Source organism: Gordonia sp. J1A (genome assembly GCF_055393515.1).
On sequence record NZ_AP041607.1, the window covers coordinates 1,955,417 to 1,974,149 of the forward strand.

Here is an 18,733-nt window from a genome sequence, read left to right on the forward strand (position 1 = left end):
GGTCAGGACGCGGCGCTCACGGAGTGTGCGCCGGTCGGCATTCGAAGACCGGAAACCGCGGAGCGGCGGCGGCGAGTTCCGCGTCGGAAGACTCGGCCGAGAGCCCGTCGACGAATCCCTTCACCTGCCATCCCCACCGCCGCAGGTATTCGCGAAGCAAGGGCGGCTTGAGTGCGTCGTCGACCTCGGACAGGAGCACCGCCTCCCGCCGACGCCCGCGCCGGAGTGTCGCCGCGCCGCCTGCGCGCACGTTCCGAACCCACTGCGTGACACCGCGTGGTGCGACCAGGTAGCGCTCACCCCCGACGTCGAGCACGTTGACCGGCCGGGCCGTCACCCGCCCCGATACTCGCCCGGGCACGAGCAGTTCGCAGCAGTCCCGCGGGGCCGCCCCGAGCCGCACCAGACCACCGATGGCCGCGTTGAAGGCCGAGCGCAGGCGGCCTCCCGACGCCGCCGGGTCAGTAGTTTCTCGCTGGGACATCGGAACCTCCGTCATCGAGTTCATTCGAGAACACTGTTCTCGGCCGTTCAGTCACGATAACCCTGTCCGGCCCTAGAATCAAGAACACTGTTCTCTAATCCGGGCGAGGTGGGCATGCGACGATGTCACGTCATGAGTGACGACGAAGAGCAGAACGGACGGCGCGCACGTCGCCGCGCGGCGATCGAGAGCGGCCTCCGCATCGTGGGCCGCCGCCATCTCGCCGAACACGGCGCGGCGGGCCTGTCGTTGCGCGCCGTCGCGCGGGACCTGGAGATCACCCCTTCGGCGCTCTATCGGTATGTCAGGGACCGCGACGACCTGCTGACCCTGCTCATCGTCGACGCCTACACCGACCTCGCCGACGAGATCGACGCCGCCCTCGTCGACAAGCGAAGCCCCCGAAGTCGGTTCGGAGCATTCGCCACAGCGCTGCGCGGATGGGCCCTGCGCAATCGGAGTGAGTACGCGCTCCTCTACGGCTCCCCGGTGCCGGGCTATCGGGCGCCGGCGCACCGGACCAATCCCGCCGGCGAACGACCTCTGCGGGCGCTCGCCGGCATCGTCGCCGGTCTCGGCTCGATCCCTGCGGTGGCGGGCACCGACGACCGCGTCCAGTCGGCGTCGGTGCGGGCTCTCCGCAGGCTCGCCGACGACCCCGCGGTTCCGCCGAACACCGATCCGGCGGTCCTCGCGCGGACGCTGACCGTGTGGAATCTGCTGCTCGGGTCCATCTCGAGCGAGCTGTTCGAGCAACTCGGGCCGGTCACCGACGACCCCGAGGCGCGGTTCGCGGGAGTGGTCGATCTGGGCGCGGCCCTACTGTTCGGGTGAGTCCGCGCCGGACGTCAGATACGTGCGCAGAATGTCGGTGACCTCGGTGATCTGCTCCACCGGGACGCGCTCGTCCACCCGGTGCGCCAGGCTCGGATCGCCGGGACCGAGATTCACGGCGGGGATGCCCAGCGCCGCGAACCGTGACACGTCGGTCCAGCCGTACTTGGCCCGGAACCGCCCGCACGCGGCGTCAACCAGCTTGGCGGCTGCCGGATGAGCCAGCCCCGGAAGCGCTCCCGCCGCGGAATCGGTGACCTCCGCGGTCAGCGTCCCGTCTGCGAGGTCGGCGGCGAAGACCTCTCGGACGTGGTCGAAGGCCTGCTCCGGTGTGCGGTCGGGCGCGAAGCGGAAGTTCACGTCGACGTACACCTCGTCGGGGATCACATTGCCCGCGACACCCCCGTGGATCCCGACCGCGGACAGTCCTTCCCGATACTCGCAGCCGTCGATGTCGACGCGCCGCGGCTCATACCCGCCGAGCGTGGTCAGCATCGCGCCGAGTTTGTGAATCGCGTTGTCGCCCATCCACGCCCGCGCGGAGTGTGCGCGGATTCCGGTGGCGGTGAACCGCACCCGCAGGGTGCCCTGACAACCGGCTTCGATCTGCCCGGCGGTCGGCTCCCCGAGAATCGCGACGTCGCCCGTCAGCCACTCCGGCAGCTCGCGCTCGATGGCGCCGAGCCCGTTGAACTCCGCCGCGATCTCCTCGCAGTCGTAGAAGATGAGCGTCAGATCGTGTGCGGGGTCGTCGAGGGTCGCGGCCAGGTGGAGGAAGACCGCGTCGCCCGACTTCATGTCCACCGTGCCGCAGCCGTGCAGCACGTCGCCCTCCTCGTCGGTGACGGTCCGGCGCGAGGGGACGTTGTCGACGATCGGCACGGTGTCGAGATGACCGGCGAGGATCACCCGCGTGGGCTTGCCGCGATCGGTCCGCGCGAGGACGCAGTTGCCGTGGCGGATCACCTCGAAGCCGTCGGTCTGTGCGCGGAGGGCGGCCTCCACCGCGTCGGCGATCTCCGACTCGTCGCGGCTCACACTGGGGACGTCGACCAACGCGGCGGTCAGTTCGATGGGATCGGCGGTCAGGTCCAGCCTCGAAGTGCTCACGGTTGTCCATCGTAGGCCGGGCGCCGCCCGAGCACCGCAGACGCGACCTTCGGCGACAGAACCCCGGTCCGGGACGGGGGTTGCGTCGCCGGGCGTCGCGTCTACTGCGCGTGCATGGCGGCGACGCCACGCTCGATAGACTCATGGCCGTGACTACTCAAGGTGCTGCTGCCATCGGAATCGCCACCGTGTGGGACAACGACGGATCGGCCGTCGTCCTCGACACGTGGTACCCGTCCCCCGAACTGACCCAGGACCCCGGAACCACCGGATCCACCGAGTTGACCGGCGACGACGTGCCCGCCGACCTGCGCCCGCTGGTCGGAACGGATGAGGCGCGCGGCGTCCGCACCGTCGCGGTCCGGACGGTCATCGCCGACCTGTCGGTCGCTCCCGTCGACGCCCACGACGTATACCTGCGACTGCATCTGCTCTCCCACTGCCTGATCCAACCGCACGGGGCCAGCCTCGACGGCCAGTTCGGTCTGCTGAGCAACGTGGTGTGGACCAACTTCGGCCCGTGTGCCGTCGACGGTTTCGAGGCCACCCGCGCCCGGCTGCGCGCCCGCGGCCAGGTGACCGTGTACTCGATCGACAAGTTCCCCCGCATGGTCGACTACGTGACGCCCAAGGGTGTGCGCATCGGTGACGCCGACCGCGTCCGTCTCGGCGCCCACCTCTCGCCCGGCACCACCGTGATGCACGAAGGCTTCGTCAACTTCAATGCCGGAACCCTCGGCACCTCGATGGTCGAGGGCCGCATCTCCGCAGGCGTCGTCATCGGCGACGGCTCGGACATCGGCGGCGGGGCCTCCACGATGGGCACGCTGTCCGGCGGCGGCAAGGAGATCATCACCATCGGCAAGCGCTGTCTCCTCGGCGCCAATGCCGGCTGCGGGATCCCGCTCGGCGACGACTGCGTCATCGAGGCGGGCCTCTACATCACCGCGGGCACCAAGGTCACCGGCCCGGACGGTTCCGTCGTCAAGGCCCGCGATCTGGCCGGACAGTCGAACCTGCTGTTCCGCCGCAACAGCACCACCGGTGCGGTCGAGGTGACCGCGAAGCAGGGCGACGGCATCGCACTCAACGAGGCGCTGCACGCGCACAACTGATCCGAACCCGGCCACCGCGTGCGAATCCCCGATACAGCCCAGACAGTTGTGCAAGCAGTCTGCGCGTATCGGGGATTCGCATGCGAGCTCAGTCCCTGGAGACTGCGGCCGACGGGGAGAGAAGTGACTGTCGGCTCGCCTGCGGCAATGCTGTTCATGTCGGGTCGGGGAATTCGAGAGCGCGTTCTCGAAGGGTCTGCGGTGATCGTGGGTGGTTGTCTCGATACGCCGCGGCGCTGGGCGCCGCGGCTACTCGACTAGCGTGGGAGAAGTTGCCGACCCATGCCCGACTGGCCTGGCAAGGCGGCTGATCCATGCCGGCCGCGGCGAATCCTACGAGAGGCGCTCCACGGCGGCGTCGATGCGCTCGTCGGTGCCGGTCAGAGCCATGCGGATGTGTCGAGCGCCGGCGGGACCGTAGAAGTCGCCGGGGGCGACCAGGATGCCGCGTTCGGCGAGCCAGAGTTGAGAGGCGCGGGAGTCCTCACCGCGGGTCGCCCACAGGTACAGGCCCGCCTCCGAGTGATCGATCGTGAATCCCGCGCCGAGCAGCGCCGTACGCAGCTTGTCGCGGCGCAGCCGGTAGCGCTCACGCTGGGCCTCGACGTGCGTATCGTCGTTCAGCGCCGCGACCGTGGCTCCCTGGATCGGGAACGGCACGATCATGCCGGCATGCTTGCGCACCGCGAGGAGTTCGGCGATCAGGTCGCGATCACCGGCGAGGAAGCCCGCCCGGTACGACGCCAGGTTGGAGACCTTCGACAGTGAGTGCACCGCGAGGAGCCCGCGGTGGTCGCCGCCGCACACCTCGGGATGCAGCACCGAATACGCCGAGCCCTCCCACGTGAGACCGAGGTAGCACTCGTCGGACACCACCACCGCGCCGTGCTCGCGCGCCCAGTCGACCACGGCTCGCAGCTCCGGTGCGCTCTGCACGCGCCCGGTCGGGTTCGACGGACTGTTCAGGTAGATCAGCGCGGGTTCGCGATCGCCGATCGCCTCCACCGTGTCGGCCCGCAGCACCTCGGCGCCGGCCAGCAGCGCACCCACTTCGTAAGTCGGGTACGCGACCTCGGGGATCACCACCAGTTCACCGGCGGGGACACCGATCTGGGACGGCAGCCCGGCGATCACCTCTTTGGTGCCGACGACCGGCAGGATCGACGACTCGTCGAGTCCGGCGATCCCGAACCGGCGGCTCAGCGCCCCGACTGCCGCATCGCGGAGTCGGCGAGTGCCGACCGTCGCCGGATAGCCCGGGAACTCCGACGACGCCGCGAGAGCCTCCCGGATCACCGGGTCGACGGGATCGACGGGGGTGCCGACCGACAGGTCGACGACGCCCCCGGGGTGCGCGCCGGCCAGCGCCTTGGCGTCGGCGATGGTGTCCCACGGGAAGTCGGGCAGACCGGAACTCACCGGCCGCAGACGACTGGTCGGCAGGCTGCTGGAACCGGGCGCGGCACTCACCGGTCGATCAGCCCTCTTCGCCCATCGGCGGCAGTGCCTTGACGAATGCCGGGTCGAACGCGGTCTTACCGACCTTGCTGGCACCGCCGGGCGATCCGAGCTCTTCGAAGAAGTCGACGTTGGCGCTCACGTACGGCTCCCATTCGTCGGGCACGTCGTCTTCGTAGAAGATGGCCTCCACCGGGCAGACGGGCTCACACGCACCGCAGTCGACGCACTCGTCGGGCTGGATGTAGAGCATGCGCCCGCCCTCGTAGATGCAATCCACCGGGCACTCTTCAACACAGGCCCGGTCGAGGACATCGACGCAGGGCTCAGCGATGATGTACGTCACTACGCTTCTCCTTCACTGCACGTTTCCCACCCCGCACTCAGGGCTGATGAGCGCAGAGGAATCGTGTCGACTCTAAGAGTATCCACTGTCGCACTTCACCTCCGATCGTCGACCCCGGCACTCGGCACCCGCATCCGCGTCACCTGCACAGAATTTTGCGCACGCTGATGAAAACCGGCGACCTGCAGCGCGACCCCACCGCCCTTGCGCCGCAGGACCGCCCCATCGTGACCGTCGCCACCGCCGATTACATACCCCCTGGGGTATGATCGTCCGCATACCCCAGGGGGTACCAGGACACGAAGGAGTGCACGGTGAGAATTCTGATCGTCGGCGGCGTCGCCGGAGGGATGAGCGCAGCGGCACGGGCCCGGCGCCGCGACGAGGACGCCGAGATCGTCGTCTTCGAGCGCGGCGATCATCCGTCGTTCGCCAACTGCGGCCTCCCGTACTACGTCAGCGGGGAGATCGAGGACGAGGACTCCCTCCTGGTCCAGACGCCCGAATCTCTCAAGAGTGCCCTGGACATCGACGTGCGCGTCCGGCACGAGGTGATCGGCCTCGACCCTCGGGAACGGACGGTGCAGGTTCGCCACAACGGCACGACCACCGTCTGGAACTACGACGCGCTGATCCTCTCCCCCGGCGCGAAAGCCCTGCGGCCTCCGCTGCCGGGTCTCGACTCGCCCCGCGTTCAAACGCTGCGTACCGTCGGCGACGCCGCGCGGATGCGCGACGAGGTGGAGTCCGGGGCCGCCCGCGCCGTGGTCCTCGGCGCCGGGTTCATCGGACTCGAAGCCGCCGAAGGCCTGCGGATGCGCGGGCTGCGCGTGGACGTCGTGGAACTGGCATCGCACGTTCTTCCTCCGCTCGAGAGCGAACTGGCCGCTGGGGTGCACGACGAACTCCGTGCGATGGGCGTCACCGTGCACGCGGGGATCGGCGCCACCGCGATCGAACACGGCGACGAGGCCGACACCGTGGTCCTCGCGGACGGATCCCGGCTCGACGCCGACATCGTGGTGCTGTCCGTCGGCGTCCGCCCCGACACCGAGGTCTTCGAGACCGCGGGAGTGGCCTGCGACCGCGGCGCGATCATCGTCGACGAGCACGGCCGGACCAATCTGGACCGCATCTGGGCCGTGGGCGACGCGACGGTGAGCACCGACGCCGTCACCGGACTGCGCCGGCCGGTCGCCCTCGCCGGCCCCGCCAACCGTGCGGGTCGCCTGGTCGCCGACCACATCCTCGACCCCGATCGAGCACGTGCGATTCCCCAGCCGGTGGGCACCGCGATCGTCCGCGTCGGCCGGCTCACCGCCGCGATGACAGGGGCCAATCGCGCGGCACTCGACCGGTCGGGCATCGACTACCGCACGGTCCACCTCCATCCGGGAAGCCACGCCGGCTACTTCCCCGGCGCCGAACAGATTCACCTGCTGATGCACATCCGGTCCGACGACGGCCTCATCCTGGGCGCTCAGGCGGTGGGTGCCGACGGCGTCGACAAGCGCATCGACGTGCTCGCGACCGCCATCCGCACCCGGCTCACCGGTCCCGACCTGATCGACCTCGACCTCGCGTACGCGCCGCCCTTCGGCTCGGCGAAGGATCCGGTGAACCTCGCGGGAATGATCGCCGAGAACGTCGTGAACGGCTCCCTGGAGCTGTGGTACGCCGACCAGATCGACGAACCGGGCCACCTGCTGCTCGATGTCCGCGGAGCCGACGAGCAGTCCGAGGATCCCGTTCCGGGCGCACTGTGCATCCCGCACACGCAAGTCCGAGAGCGTCTCGACGAGATCCGTGCGACCGCTGCCGGACGGCCGATCAGGGTGCTCTGTGCCAGCGGCATGCGGTCGTATCTCGCGTACCGCGTGCTGCGCGCCGCGGGCCTGCCGGCCGCGAACCTGTCGGGCGGCCTGCTCACCCTGCGGGCGAGCCAGAGCGCCTGACCGGCCTCACGAGACACCCACCACATCCGAACCGAACCCAGGAGTATCACCATGTGCCAGCGCGCGACCTGCAAGACCTGCGGAAAGACGACGTGGAAGGGCTGCGGCCGCCATGTCGACCACGTCATGCGCGGTGTGCCCGCATCTCAGCGCTGTCCGGGCCACCCGGACGAGCCGGGACTGCTGGCACGACTGTTCGGGCGTCGCTGACGATCCGGGGACGGCTCAGGCCAGTCCGACTCCCAGCAGCGGCGCGGACACCTGTCCGTACTCCGTCGTCCGCTGCCGCGGGCGGCGACCGATCCCGGTGACGATCTCGTGGAGTTCGGCGACCGTCTTCGCCGAACCGTGCTGGCTGCCCGCCATACGCGAGATGGTCTCCTCCATCAACGTGCCGCCGAGATCGTCGGCACCGCCGCGGAGCATCACGCGGGTCCCCTCGATACCGAGTTTGACCCAACTGGTCTGCACGTGGTCGATCCGGCCGTGCAGCATCAGCCGCGCGAGGGCATGGACCGCACGGTTCTCCCGCCGCGTCGGCCCCGGACGCGACGCGCCCGCGAGATACAGCGGCGACGACTGGTGCACGAACGGCAGCGGGACGAACTCGGTGAATCCGCCGGTGCGGTCCTGGATACCGCGCAAGGTGTTGAGGTGGCCGACCCAGTGGCGCGGAGAGTCGACGTGGCCGTACATCATCGTCGAACTCGACGGGATGCCGAGCTCGTGCGCGGTGGTGATCACTTCGATCCAGGATGCGGTCGGGAGCTTGCCCTTGGTCAGCACCCAGCGGACCTCGTCGTCGAGGATCTCGGCCGCGGTGCCGGGGATCGAGCCGAGACCGGCCTCTTTGAGCGCCGAGAGCCAGTCGCGGATCGACTCGCCGCCGCGCGAGGCGCCGTTGACGATCTCCATGGGACTGAACGCGTGTACGTGCATCCCGGGCACGCGGTCCTTGATCGCGCGCACCAGGTCGGCATACCCGCTGACCGGCAGCTCCGGATCGATGCCGCCCTGCATGCAGATCTCGGTGGCCCCCTCCACGTGCGCCTCCCAGGCGCGGTCGGCCACCTCTGCGGTCGAGAGGGTGAAGGCGTCCGCGTCGCCCTTACGCTGGGCGAAAGCGCAGAACCGGCAGCCGGTGTAGCAGATGTTGGTGAAGTTGATGTTCCGGTTCACGACGTAGGTGACATCGTCTCCGACCACGTCCGCGCGGATGGCGTCGGCCAGAGCGGTCAGCGCGTCGAGTCCCGGACCGTCGGCTTCGGCGAGCGCGAGGTAGTCGTCGTCCGACAGTCCGGCAGGATCGTTCTCGGCCCGGCGCAGCGCCGCCGCCACGTCGGACGCCAAGTGCTCGGGCGCCCCGGTCCCTCCGCCCAGCGCCAGCACCTGCTCGCGAATGGTGTCCCAGTCGCCGAACGCGTTGTCGATGTCGCTGCGGGTGTCGGTGTTGCGGCCGTCGACGTCGATCGCCGAGTTGAGGTCGATGCGACCCGACGAGTCCCAGTCGTCGTCCGGCTCCTGCCACGGCAGCCCGACCGGTTTCACATCGGCCGCGAGACCGGTGACCGGATCCGCGAGGGCGGCGACATGCCGTCCGATCCGGGGATCGATCCAGGGGTTCGAGGCCTTGACGTACTTCGGTTGCGCGGCGATCCGCTCCACCAACCGGTATCCGGTGGACGCCGTGATCTCGGCGAGGGTGTCCAAGTTCGGCCACGGTCGCTCCGGATTCACGTGATCGGGGGTGAGCGGCGAGACGCCGCCCCAATCGTCCACACCGGCGGCCACGAGTGCCCGGCACTCGTCGGCCGACACCAGGTTGGGCGGCGCCTGAATCCGCATTCCCGGCCCGAGAACGAGACGGGCGACGGCCACGGCGGCCAGGAACTCCGACATCTCCGCGTCCGGTACCCCGCGCATCGCCGTATCGGCCTTGGCGCGGAAGTTCTGGACGATCACTTCCTGGATGTGTCCGAATGCCTTGTGCGATTTCCGGATCGCGAAGATCGACTCGGCGCGCTCGGTGAGGTTCTCACCGATCCCGACCAGGATGCCGGTGGTGAACGGGACCGAGAGGCGGCCCGCGTCGGTCAGGACCCGCAGCCGGACCTCGGGATCCTTGTCCGGGCTGCCGTAGTGGCATTCGCCCTTGTCGGTGAACAGTCGGCGCGCAGTGGTCTCGAGCATCATGCCCATCGACGGCGCCACCGGCTTGAGCCGGTTGATCTCCTCCCAGCTCATCACGCCGGGATTCAGATGAGGCAGCAGCCCGGTCTCCTCGAGCACCCGGATCGCCGCCGCGCGGACGTAGTCGAGAGTGGAGTCGTAACCGCGTTCGTCCAGCCAGGCGGCGGCCTCCGGCCATCGATCCTCCGGCCGGTCGCCGAGGGTGAACAGCGCCTCTTTGCAGCCGAGCTCGGCGCCGCGGCGCGCCACCTCGACGATCTCGTCGATCTCCATGTAGGCGCCGCGGCCCTCGCGGGCCAGCTTTCCCGGCACGGTGACGAAGGTGCAGTAATGGCAGCGATCGCGGCACAGGTGCGTCACCGGGATGAAGACCTTGCGCGAGTAGCTGATCTGGCCGCTGCGGCCGTCGGCGTCCAGACCCGCGTCCCGCACGCGGCCAGCCGCCTCGCAGAGTGCGTCGAGGTCGGAGCCCCTGGCCGCCAGCAGGACCGCGGCCTCATCGACGTTGAGCACCGAGCCGTCACGTGCGCGGCGCAGGGCACGACGCATGGCCGACGCCGGGGGCGTCTGTCCGGCGCCCGTGGATCCGCTGGAAGATGTGGTCACTTCTCCGATGTTAACCACGTCGCATTCGGCGACCCCGGCGGCCGCCGTCCAACGGGGCACCGGCTCGGCTCCGGAGCGGATCAAGACTGGGCCGGATCAGCACTGGGCCGGATCAGGACTGGGCCGGATCAGGACTGGGATAGATTCCGGACCCGCGACGTCGAGGCGTAGAAGGCAGGCACCGCCAGCCCGCACGCGAGGAGCAGCAGCAGGCGCCAGTCGCCGATCAACGAGCCGTTGCCGAACACCGGGAGCATCGCCATCGCGGTGACGAAGGTCCACGCGATCAGCGGTGCGTACTGCCACGCCGACTTGGTGTACGACTCGGCGAGGCGAAGGATCAGCACATTCGCGACGCCGGCGATCAGCGCGGTGACCGGGAAGGGCCAGGCGCCGATCCGGATCAGCAGAAAGGCCGCGGTGAGGATGCCGAGCAGGAAGCCGCTGACCGTGAGCACGGCCAGTTCCAGGCGATCTCCGATGGTCACAGCGCCACTCCCTCGAAGAGGTCGGTCTCGATCCGTCCAGCCACTCGGCCCGCGTCGACGCGGATGAAGTGCTCCGTCGGCAGCACCGGCGACACGATGTTGTTGCTGAGCGCGTACTCGGTGCGCGAGCGCGCCACACTCACCTGCGTCGCATGAGCCGCGAGGGCACGCACCTTGCGCGGGAGCACCTCGCGGACGTCGACGGCGGCGGTCACCTGATCGTCCGGGTAGCTCGGCAATTCGCCGGGCTCGGGCATCCGCCAGCCGGCCGGGACCTCGCTGACGGCGGCCAGACCGCGTTCCAGCTCCGACCGCTGCGTCACTGACTCGTAGACCTTGAACGGCCGTCCCAGCCTCGACTCCGCGACGGGGATCGCGGCCGCGGACACCTCGTGCACCCGCTTGTGGTCGGGGTGCCCGTAGGTCCCCGCGGCGTCGTACGTGACGATCACCTGCGGTGCGAACGCGACCAGTTCGTCGGCCAGCTGGCCGGCGAGTTCGTCGAGGGAGGCCTGGAACAGCGCCCGCGGATGCTCCGCGGAGGGCGTCCCGGCCATGCCGGAGTCGCGCCAGCGCCCGGCGCCGCCGAGGAACCGCGGTGGGGGCGCCACGACGCCGGGCGGGGTGAGTTCGGCCAGTGCTGCTCGCAACTCGCCGATCCGGTAGCCGCCGAGCTGATCGGCGCCGCCGTCAGCGACCAGTTGGGCCCACTGCGACCCGATCACCTCGCCCTCCTCGCCGAGGGTGAAGGTGAGCACCCGGACGTCGACGCCGCGCGCCAGATACGTCGCGATCACTCCCCCGGTCATGATGGTCTCGTCGTCCGGATGTGCGTGCAGCAGCAGCAGACGAGCCCGTTCGGTCACTGAATCACCCATCCGTCGGCTCCGCCGAAGACACCGAGTTGCATCGGGCCGTCCAGCGAGACGCCCGAGATGCGGTCGGTGACGGCGGAGAACATCGTGTCCTGGAAGATCGGCAGGTACACCGCCTGATCGGCGAGCAGCCCCTCGGCCTCCTGAAGCTGAGGTGCCGGGTCCTCGGAGCTCATCGCGGCGTCGGCCAGCGCGATCAACGTCGGATCGCACAGCCCGGAGATGTTCCCGGTGTAGCTCTCGTCGGCGGAGACGTTGGCCTCCGGCTTCGCAGTGCTGCTCGGCGCACCGGAGGGCACCGTCGGCAGCACCGTCTCGTCGGCCGCTTGATCGTGCTCGGGCTCCACCGTGTGCGCACCGGCCTCGGTGCCCTTGGGCGGAGCCTGGCAGGCCACCTGCGAGGCGAGCTCGGTGGCCGGACTGCCGCCGACACCGGTCCATCCGACGACGAGATCGACGCGGCCGGACGTGAGCGCCTGCCCGTACAGCTCGGTGTTCGACATCCCGATCACGCTGGCCCGCACTCCCCGGGACCGAAGCTGATCGGCCATCGTCTCCGCCGCCGACATCGTGCGCTGGTCGGTGTTGGTGGCGCCGATCCGCACCACGAGGTCGGTTCCGTTCGATTGAATCGGCGAGACACCGTAGGGCAGTCCCGGGACGTCGGCGGGTGCGGGAGCAGCCGGGGTGGTCGGCGACGCGGTGCTCGACGCCGACGGATCAGCGGGTGCCGGACGCGGCGTGGGCACGCCCGGTCGGTAGCCGGCCGATGCGAGCAGGGCGAGGACCTCATCCTGCGTCGGCCGTGGCCTCTCCACCGGGGTGTACCCGGGATCGGACGGCGCGTACACGGTGTTCGCGAACGGTGTCACCACCGTCTCCCCCGCCGCCGCGGCGGTGATCAGCCGTCCGTCGAGCATCCCGAGGACCGCCTTGCGGACCTGCTGCGAGCGCATGGTCTCCGACCGCGAATTCGCATTCACCGCGAGCGCCCTCGTGGTCGGCAGCCGGCTGCTGACCACCCCGGGGATGGCGCCCAGCTCGGCCGCCGACGCCGCTCCGCTCGGCAGCGCCGCGAGAGTGGAGTCGCCGTTGCGGATGGTCTGCGCCATCTGCTGCGGCGTGCCCGCCTTGCGGAGGACCACCTGGTCCACCTCCGGCGGCTTGCGCCAGTAGCGGTCGTTGCGGATCAGCCGGACCTCGTCGCGGGCCCGGTCGATCGAATAGATCTGGAACGGGCCCGCCGTGACGGGCTTTCCCTTGTCCATGCCGACCTGGAAGCCGGTCGGGTCCGACCGCAGCGTGTGGCTCGGCAGCAGATTGTCGAAGAGCTCGCGCCACGCGGGGTAGGCGTTGTTGAAGGTCACGGTGACGACTTTGCCGCCGCCGGAGGTCTGCACATCCGAGATAGCGCGGTAGCCCGCCGGGCCGATCACGTTGGGCTGCCGGGACATCTGCTCCCACAGATAGTGGAAGTCGTCGCCCGTCACCGGCAGCCCGTCGGACCACTGGGCGTCGTTGACGATCTTGTACTCGACGGTGAACGGGTCGTACGAGGTGACCTCGGCGGAGGTCAGCAGTGCGTCGTTCATCCGCCACTGGACGCCGTCCTGGGTGTTCACCGGAACGAACGGACTCGGGAGGGTCATCGCGGCGATCGCCGTGGTGACCGTTCCCTGGTCGGCTCCGAGATGCGGATTGAAACCCGAACCGATGCTGTCGGTCGCGACCGTGACGGTGCGTTCGTCGGGGTACTCGTTCGGAGTGTGCGTCGGCAGCGTCTCCCGCACCGGCGGCGGCGGATCCGCCATGCACGCGGTCGCTGAGAGGCCGATCAGCCCCGTCACTGCGATCGCGGTGATGCGCGTCCGCACGGTCCTCATCCGCACTCCCTCTCGCTCCTCCAGTCGACGGTCCGGCGTCAGGCCCCTCAGGCGTTCGCGTCGCGCGCCTTGGCACGCGAACGCTCACGCGCGCGGGTCGATGCATCGAGGTTGACCTTACGCACCCGGCACACCTCGGGCGTCACCTCGACGCACTCGTCGGCCGCACAGAACTCCATGGCGCCTTCGAGGTCGAGCTGCATCGGCTTGGCCAGGGTCTCCATGACATCGGCCGACGACTGCCGCATGTTGGTGAGCTTCTTCTCACGGGTGACGTTGATGTCGAGATCCTCCAGTCGCGGGTTGATTCCCACGACGTGGCCCTCGTAGGTGTCGTCGCCGGGATCGACGAAGAAGGTGCCGCGGTCGGCGAGCTGAATCATCGCGAACGGGGTCACGGTGCCCGCACGGTCGGAGACCAACGAACCCGTGTGGCGGGCGCGGATCTCGCCGGCCCACGGCGCGTACTCGTGGAAGACGGCATTGGCGATGCCGGTGCCGCGGGTCTCGGTCAGGAAGTCGGTGCGGAACCCGATCAGACCGCGAGACGGGACCACGAACTCCATGCGGACCCAGCCGCTGCCGTGGTTGTTCATCTGGTCCATCCGGCCCTTGCGTGCGGCGAGCAGCTGCGTAACCGCGCCGAGGTACTCCTCGGGGACGTCGATCGTGAGGTGCTCGAAGGGCTCGTATGTCTTGCCGTCGACCTTGCGGGTGACCACCTGCGGCTTGCCGACGGTCAATTCGAAGCCCTCACGGCGCATCTGCTCGACGAGGATCGCGAGCGCCAGCTCACCACGGCCCTGGACCTCCCAGGCGTCGGGGCGGCCGATGTCCTGCACGCGCAGCGAGACGTTGCCGATCAGCTCCGAGTCGAGGCGGTCCTTGACCATGCGGGCGGTCAGCTTGTGCCCCTTGACGCGGCCGGCGAGCGGCGAGGTGTTGGTGCCGACGATCGCCGAGATGGCGGGCTCGTCGACGGTGATGCGCGGCAGTGCGACCGGGTTCTCGGGGTCGGCGAGAGTGTCGCCGATCATGATCTCCGACATGCCCGCGACGGCGACGATGTCGCCGGCCACGGCTTCCTCGGCCGGTGCGCGGTCGACGCCGAGAGTCACCAGCAGCTCGGTGATCTTGGCGCGCTCGACGACCTGCTCGCCGTCGACCTCACGCATCCAGGCCACCTGCTGACCCTTGCGGAGGGTGCCGTTGTGGATGCGGACCAGGCCGAGACGACCGAGGAACGGCGATGCGTCGAGGTTGGTGACATGCGCCTGCAGCGGAGCGTCCTGGTCGCCCTTCGGCGCCGGGACGTTGTTGATCAGGACGTCGAACAGCGGGTCGAGGTTGTCTCCCGCCGGAACGGTGCCGTTCTCCGGCATGTCGGTGCTCGCCACACCCGCGCGGCCCGATGCGAACAGCACCGGCAGGTCCAGCGCCAGCTCCGCGGCCTCAGCGGCCTCGTCGTCGAGGTCGGAGGCGAGGTCGAGGAGCAGGTCCTGCGATTCGCTGACGATCTCACCGATCCGGGCGTCGGGTCGGTCGGTCTTGTTGACCACCAGGATCACCGGCAGCGACGCCGCGAGCGCCTTGCGCAGGACGAAACGCGTCTGCGGCAGCGGCCCCTCGGAGGCGTCCACCAGCAGCACCACGCCGTCGACCATCGAGAGCGCGCGTTCCACCTCGCCGCCGAAGTCGGCGTGACCGGGGGTGTCGATGACGTTGATGACGTACTCGCTGCCGTCGGGCTGACGACGGTGCACGGCGGTGTTCTTGGCGAGAATGGTGATGCCCTTCTCGCGCTCCAGGTCGCCGGAGTCCATGACGCGGTCCACCAGTTCGGCACGTTCGCCGAACACTCCGGACTGACGCAGCATCGCGTCGACCAGTGTGGTCTTGCCGTGGTCGACGTGCGCCACGATCGCGACATTGCGGAAGTTGGTGACTGCGCTCACTAAGGTCTCTTTCGTATCTGTTCAGGTGCGGTATCCGGCGGCCGATGGCGGAGCCGGTCACTCGATCTGCGGAGCGACTCCTGTTCGGCCGCGCCAGATCAACCCGTTAAGGGTACGGCAACCTCAGCCGAGGTCGCGACGAGAGCTTGCGTGAATATGGTTAGGCTGCGCTAAAGTCTTGCTATGGGAAAGACCTCGCCGGCGAAGGTGGCGCAGCTCAAGCCGAAGAAGAAGTGCTGCAAGAAATCGACGCGCTGCCTCCGTTGCCCGGTCGTCATCCATCGGATGAAGAAGATCGACTGCGATCACCTGTCGAAGAAGCAGGCCAACAAGGCACTCAAGAAGGCTAGAGCGGCCTGACCTGCAGTTCTGCGGTGAGTTCCCGGATCCAGCCGATGTCATTGGGCACGATCTGACTATTGCGGTCCAGCTCCGCCAGCCGCTGCGCGTCGACCCACGCGATGGCGCGATGCTCCACCGCGCGCGGTGTCCCGGAGACGATCCGGGCACGGTGCGCGACCAACTTCAGCCCCTCGCGCGGTGTCACGACGTCGGCCAGCGGCGCCCCGACAGAAACCCGAACGTCGAGTTCCTCACACAGTTCACGAATGAGCGCCTGCGTGGGCGTCTCGCCCGATTCCACCTTGCCGCCCGGCAGCTCCCAGAGACCGGCCACCTCGGCCGGATAGTCACGCTGCGCCAGGAGCACCCGCGATCGGTGGAGGACCGCGCCCGCGACCACCAGGACATCGCCGGTCATCGTCCGATCACCGCCACCGCGCCGGGCTCCAGGGTCGGCCGTACCCGCACTCCCGGGCGCACCGGCCGATCGCCGACGCACTCGAAGACCTCGTCGCCCATCCGGATGCGGACGCGCCATCCGGCGACCAGCGCGGCCGCATGCTCCACCACCGCATCGCCCTCCGGATCCGGTCGGACGCTGACGGCCTCCGGACGCAGAGCCACCGTGCAGGGGCCGTCTCGCAGTTCGCCGAAGTCCGCGCTGCCGGTCAGCCTCGCGTCGCCGAGCGCGGTCGTCAGAACACCGTCCCGGACGGTGCCCGGGACGCTGGCCCGGGCGCCGAGGAACCGCGCGGTCTCTTCGTCCACCGGCCGGCGCCACAGCCGCGACGCCGTGTCGGTCTGGACGATGTCGCCGTCGCGCATCACCGACACGGTGTCGGCCACCAGCGCCGCCTCGCGGTGGTCGTGTGTCACGAGGACCGTCGGTGTGCCCGCGCGGCGCACGATGTCGCCGATCGCTTCGGCGAGGGATTCGCGGAGTTGCGAGTCGAGCGCGGCCAGCGGCTCGTCGAGCAGCAGCAGCCGCGGTCGCGGGGCCAGCGCCCGCGCCAGCGCCACCCGCTGCGCCTGACCGCCGGAGAGCGCCGACACCGGCCGATCGCCGAATCCGTCGAGTTGCACCAGCCTCAGCATCTCCGCGACCCGATCGGCCGCGGCGCGGCCGCGGACATGGCGCCGAGCGAGACCGTAGGCGATGTTCTGCGCCACCGTACGGCCGGGGAACAGTTGACCGTCCTGAAAGACGACGCCGAAGTCGCGGCGATGCGGTGCCGTCGTCGCCAGATCGACACCGTCCCAGCAGATCGATCCGGCTGCCAGCGGTTCGAGGCCGGCCACCGCGCGCAGCAACGTCGACTTGCCGCAGCCCGAGGGACCGAGGAGAGCGGTCACCGTGGACTCTCCGGTGCCCACGGACCACTGCACACCGGCCAGCGCCTCGAATCGCCCGTACCGGACGGTCGCTCCCTCCACAGTCAGCATCTATCCCTCTCCGTCCGTGCGTGAGCGCGTCCCGACGATGGCCTCTATCGCCGCGATCACCGCGGCACTGACCGCCACCAGCAGCACCGATGCGGCCATCGCCGTGGCGAGGTTCGCGGTTCCGGGGCGGCTCATGAGCGATCCGATGAGCACCGGCAGGGTGGTGGTGTCGGCGCGGGCGAGGAAGGTGGTGGCACCGAACTCGCCGATCGCCATCACGAAGGCGAAACCGGCCGCGGCGCACAGCGCCCGCGCCGTGAGACGCAGATCCACCGACAGGAGCACCCGCCACGGCCGTGCTCCGAGCGTGCGCGCGGCGTCGCGGAGCCGTTCGGGCACCTGGGAGAGCGCGGGAATCATGATCCCCGCCACCACCGGCACCGCCAGCAGCGCCTGCACGGCCGGGATCACCAGCGGCGACTGCGCCACCTGAACGGGCAGGGTGCCGATCACCAGCAGATAGCCGAATCCGAGGGTCACCGCGCTCACACCGAGCGGCAGTACGGCCAGCAGCGCCGTGAAGCGGGCGGGCAGGCCCCCTCCGCGGGTCACCGGGACCGCGATCAGCAGCCCGCCCACCACCGCCAACAGGGTCGCTCCCCCGGCGCTCGTGACGGAGTAGCGCATCGCCGACAGCGCCGAGTCGCCGTAGGACCCATCGGTCAGGCCGCGGTAGCCGTCGAGGGTCCAGGCACCCGCGGGGCGCAGCGACGAGAGCACCAGCGCCGCCAGGGGCAGCAGAAGCCACAGGGCGGTCCACGCGAGTGCGAGGAGGGCCGCCGGCAGGCGGAGCCCGCGGGGCCGTCGCCGGTGGCCTGCGGCCGGAGCCGTACCGGCGCCCACGGTGGACGATCCGCCGACCGCTCGGGTCAGCAGCAGCGCGCAGGCGACCACCACGATCTGCAGGAGGGAGAGCGCCACCGCCTCCGGGATGCGGAAGTACCCGATCGCCTGCTGGTAGATCTCCGTCTCCAGTGTCCGGGCGGTGCCGCCGCCGAGGACCACCACGACACCGAAGCTGGTGGAGCAGAACAGGAAGACCAGCGCCGCGGCCGAGGCCAGCGCGGGCGCGATCCGCGGAACCACCACGTCCCAGAAGGCCCGCGGCGCGGTCGCGCCCAGGGTTCGCGCGGCCTCGACGGTCCTCGGGTCGATCTGCTGCCAGGCGGCGCTGACGACACGGACGACGACCGCCACGTTGAGGAAGATGTGGGCGGGCAGGATCGCCGCCCACCCGTCGGTGACGCCGAGGAAGCCGAGCGGCCCGGTCAGCAGCGCCCGGAAGGCCACCCCCACCACCACGGTCGGCAGGACGAACGGGACCGTCACGATCACCCGGAGGATCGCCGTGCCCGGCAGGTCCACGGTGGCCATGAGCCACACGATCGGCGCCGCGATCAGCACTGTCAGGACCGCCGACGCCGCCGCCTGGGCGAGGGTGACCGCCAGCAGATGCCAGCCACCCGTACGGTCGATCAGCTGCCAGAAGCCCGCACCGTCGTCATCGGCCACCGCCCGCCGGGCCAGGGTGACCAGCGGCCATACGAACATGACCACGATGAACGCCGCGGGCACGACCGTCGCGACCCGAGCGGCCGTCGACGTGCGGCGAATCGGCGCCGGGGTCCGGCGCGCCGGCACGGACACGG

The 18,733-nt window shown here is 69.8% G+C and carries 17 protein-coding genes; 5 read left to right on the top strand and 12 right to left on the bottom strand.

Going from position 1 to position 18,733, the window contains the following annotated elements; genetic code table 11:
- Window positions 1–16 precede the first annotated feature (16 nt).
- Window positions 17–508 carry a PNPOx family protein gene (locus tag ACZ5QD_RS09160; RefSeq protein ID WP_375003888.1) on the bottom strand — a complete coding sequence of 164 codons (492 nt, stop codon included), beginning with the start codon at window positions 506–508 and terminating at the stop codon, window positions 17–19.
- Between the two features lie 108 nt (window positions 509–616).
- On the opposite strand from ACZ5QD_RS09160, the gene ACZ5QD_RS09165 reads away from it, so the two are divergent.
- A complete protein-coding gene (locus tag ACZ5QD_RS09165) occupies window positions 617–1,318 on the top strand; it encodes a TetR/AcrR family transcriptional regulator (RefSeq protein ID WP_375003887.1) in 702 nt (233 codons plus the stop codon).
- On the opposite strand, the gene dapE is transcribed toward ACZ5QD_RS09165, so the two are convergent.
- A complete protein-coding gene (dapE, locus tag ACZ5QD_RS09170) occupies window positions 1,304–2,428 on the bottom strand; it encodes a succinyl-diaminopimelate desuccinylase (RefSeq protein ID WP_375003886.1) in 1,125 nt (374 codons plus the stop codon). The two genes, ACZ5QD_RS09165 and dapE, sit on opposite strands and share 15 nt — an antisense overlap.
- Window positions 2,429–2,577: 149 nt before the next feature.
- On the opposite strand from dapE, the gene dapD reads away from it, so the two are divergent.
- Complete coding sequence (dapD, locus tag ACZ5QD_RS09175; protein ID WP_197462919.1) at window positions 2,578–3,543, top strand: 2,3,4,5-tetrahydropyridine-2,6-dicarboxylate N-succinyltransferase; 966 nt, start codon at window positions 2,578–2,580, stop codon at window positions 3,541–3,543.
- A gap of 333 nt (window positions 3,544–3,876) precedes the next feature.
- On the opposite strand, the gene dapC is transcribed toward dapD, so the two are convergent.
- Together dapC and fdxA are read right to left on the bottom strand one after the other, a co-directional pair.
- Window positions 3,877–5,013 carry a succinyldiaminopimelate transaminase gene (dapC, locus tag ACZ5QD_RS09180; protein WP_375003885.1) on the bottom strand — a complete coding sequence of 379 codons (1,137 nt, stop codon included), beginning with the start codon at window positions 5,011–5,013 and terminating at the stop codon, window positions 3,877–3,879.
- 7 nt (window positions 5,014–5,020) lie between these two features.
- Window positions 5,021–5,347 (bottom strand): ferredoxin, encoded by a 327-nt coding sequence (gene fdxA, locus ACZ5QD_RS09185; protein WP_006895842.1) that lies wholly within the window; start codon window positions 5,345–5,347, stop codon window positions 5,021–5,023.
- 314 nt (window positions 5,348–5,661) lie between these two features.
- Here fdxA and ACZ5QD_RS09190 point away from each other — a divergent pair, with 314 nt between their 5' ends.
- Entirely contained in the window at window positions 5,662–7,302 is a 1,641-nt protein-coding gene (locus tag ACZ5QD_RS09190) for an FAD-dependent oxidoreductase (protein ID WP_375003884.1), read from the top strand.
- 51 nt (window positions 7,303–7,353) lie between these two features.
- Window positions 7,354–7,512, top strand: a complete 159-nt coding sequence (locus tag ACZ5QD_RS09195; RefSeq protein ID WP_197462920.1) for a hypothetical protein — start codon at window positions 7,354–7,356, stop codon at window positions 7,510–7,512.
- Between the two features lie 15 nt (window positions 7,513–7,527).
- Here ACZ5QD_RS09195 and ACZ5QD_RS09200 read toward each other — a convergent pair whose 3' ends face one another.
- The 5 genes from ACZ5QD_RS09200 to typA all read right to left on the bottom strand — a co-directional run bounded on the left by ACZ5QD_RS09200 (window position 7,528) and on the right by typA (window position 15,299).
- Window positions 7,528–10,098: a bifunctional FO biosynthesis protein CofGH gene (locus ACZ5QD_RS09200; RefSeq protein ID WP_464367235.1), complete on the bottom strand. Its 2,571-nt coding sequence runs from the start codon at window positions 10,096–10,098 to the stop codon at window positions 7,528–7,530.
- 128 nt (window positions 10,099–10,226) lie between these two features.
- Window positions 10,227–10,586, bottom strand: coding sequence for a hypothetical protein (locus ACZ5QD_RS09205; RefSeq protein WP_045538231.1), 360 nt, complete (start codon window positions 10,584–10,586; stop codon window positions 10,227–10,229).
- Window positions 10,583–11,464 carry an N-acetyl-1-D-myo-inositol-2-amino-2-deoxy-alpha-D-glucopyranoside deacetylase gene (gene mshB / locus ACZ5QD_RS09210; protein ID WP_464367236.1) on the bottom strand — a complete coding sequence of 294 codons (882 nt, stop codon included), beginning with the start codon at window positions 11,462–11,464 and terminating at the stop codon, window positions 10,583–10,585. Before mshB ends, ACZ5QD_RS09205 begins: the two co-directional genes overlap by 4 nt.
- Complete coding sequence (locus ACZ5QD_RS09215; RefSeq protein WP_052692402.1) at window positions 11,449–13,344, bottom strand: ABC transporter family substrate-binding protein; 1,896 nt, start codon at window positions 13,342–13,344, stop codon at window positions 11,449–11,451. Before ACZ5QD_RS09215 ends, mshB begins: the two co-directional genes overlap by 16 nt.
- Before the next feature lie 47 nt (window positions 13,345–13,391).
- Complete coding sequence (gene typA, locus ACZ5QD_RS09220) at window positions 13,392–15,299, bottom strand: translational GTPase TypA (RefSeq protein WP_006895835.1); 1,908 nt, start codon at window positions 15,297–15,299, stop codon at window positions 13,392–13,394.
- A 183-nt stretch (window positions 15,300–15,482) separates the two neighbouring features.
- Here typA and ACZ5QD_RS09225 point away from each other — a divergent pair, with 183 nt between their 5' ends.
- The gene (locus ACZ5QD_RS09225; protein WP_006895834.1) at window positions 15,483–15,659 is read left to right on the top strand and encodes a hypothetical protein; all 177 of its coding nucleotides are present in this window, start codon (window positions 15,483–15,485) and stop codon (window positions 15,657–15,659) included.
- Here the strand turns inward: ACZ5QD_RS09225 and ACZ5QD_RS09230 are convergent.
- From ACZ5QD_RS09230 to ACZ5QD_RS09240, 3 genes are read right to left on the bottom strand one after another with little or no spacing between them, the layout of a single operon-like run.
- On the bottom strand, window positions 15,646–16,059 hold the full coding sequence (locus tag ACZ5QD_RS09230) for a (deoxy)nucleoside triphosphate pyrophosphohydrolase (protein ID WP_006895833.1): 414 nt from the start codon (window positions 16,057–16,059) through the stop codon (window positions 15,646–15,648). The genes ACZ5QD_RS09225 and ACZ5QD_RS09230 overlap by 14 nt on opposite strands.
- The gene (locus ACZ5QD_RS09235; protein WP_464367237.1) at window positions 16,056–17,084 is read right to left on the bottom strand and encodes an ABC transporter ATP-binding protein; all 1,029 of its coding nucleotides are present in this window, start codon (window positions 17,082–17,084) and stop codon (window positions 16,056–16,058) included. The genes ACZ5QD_RS09230 and ACZ5QD_RS09235 overlap by 4 nt, the downstream gene beginning before the upstream one ends.
- Complete coding sequence (locus tag ACZ5QD_RS09240; RefSeq protein WP_464367263.1) at window positions 17,085–18,731, bottom strand: ABC transporter permease; 1,647 nt, start codon at window positions 18,729–18,731, stop codon at window positions 17,085–17,087.
- Window positions 18,732–18,733 lie beyond the last annotated feature (2 nt).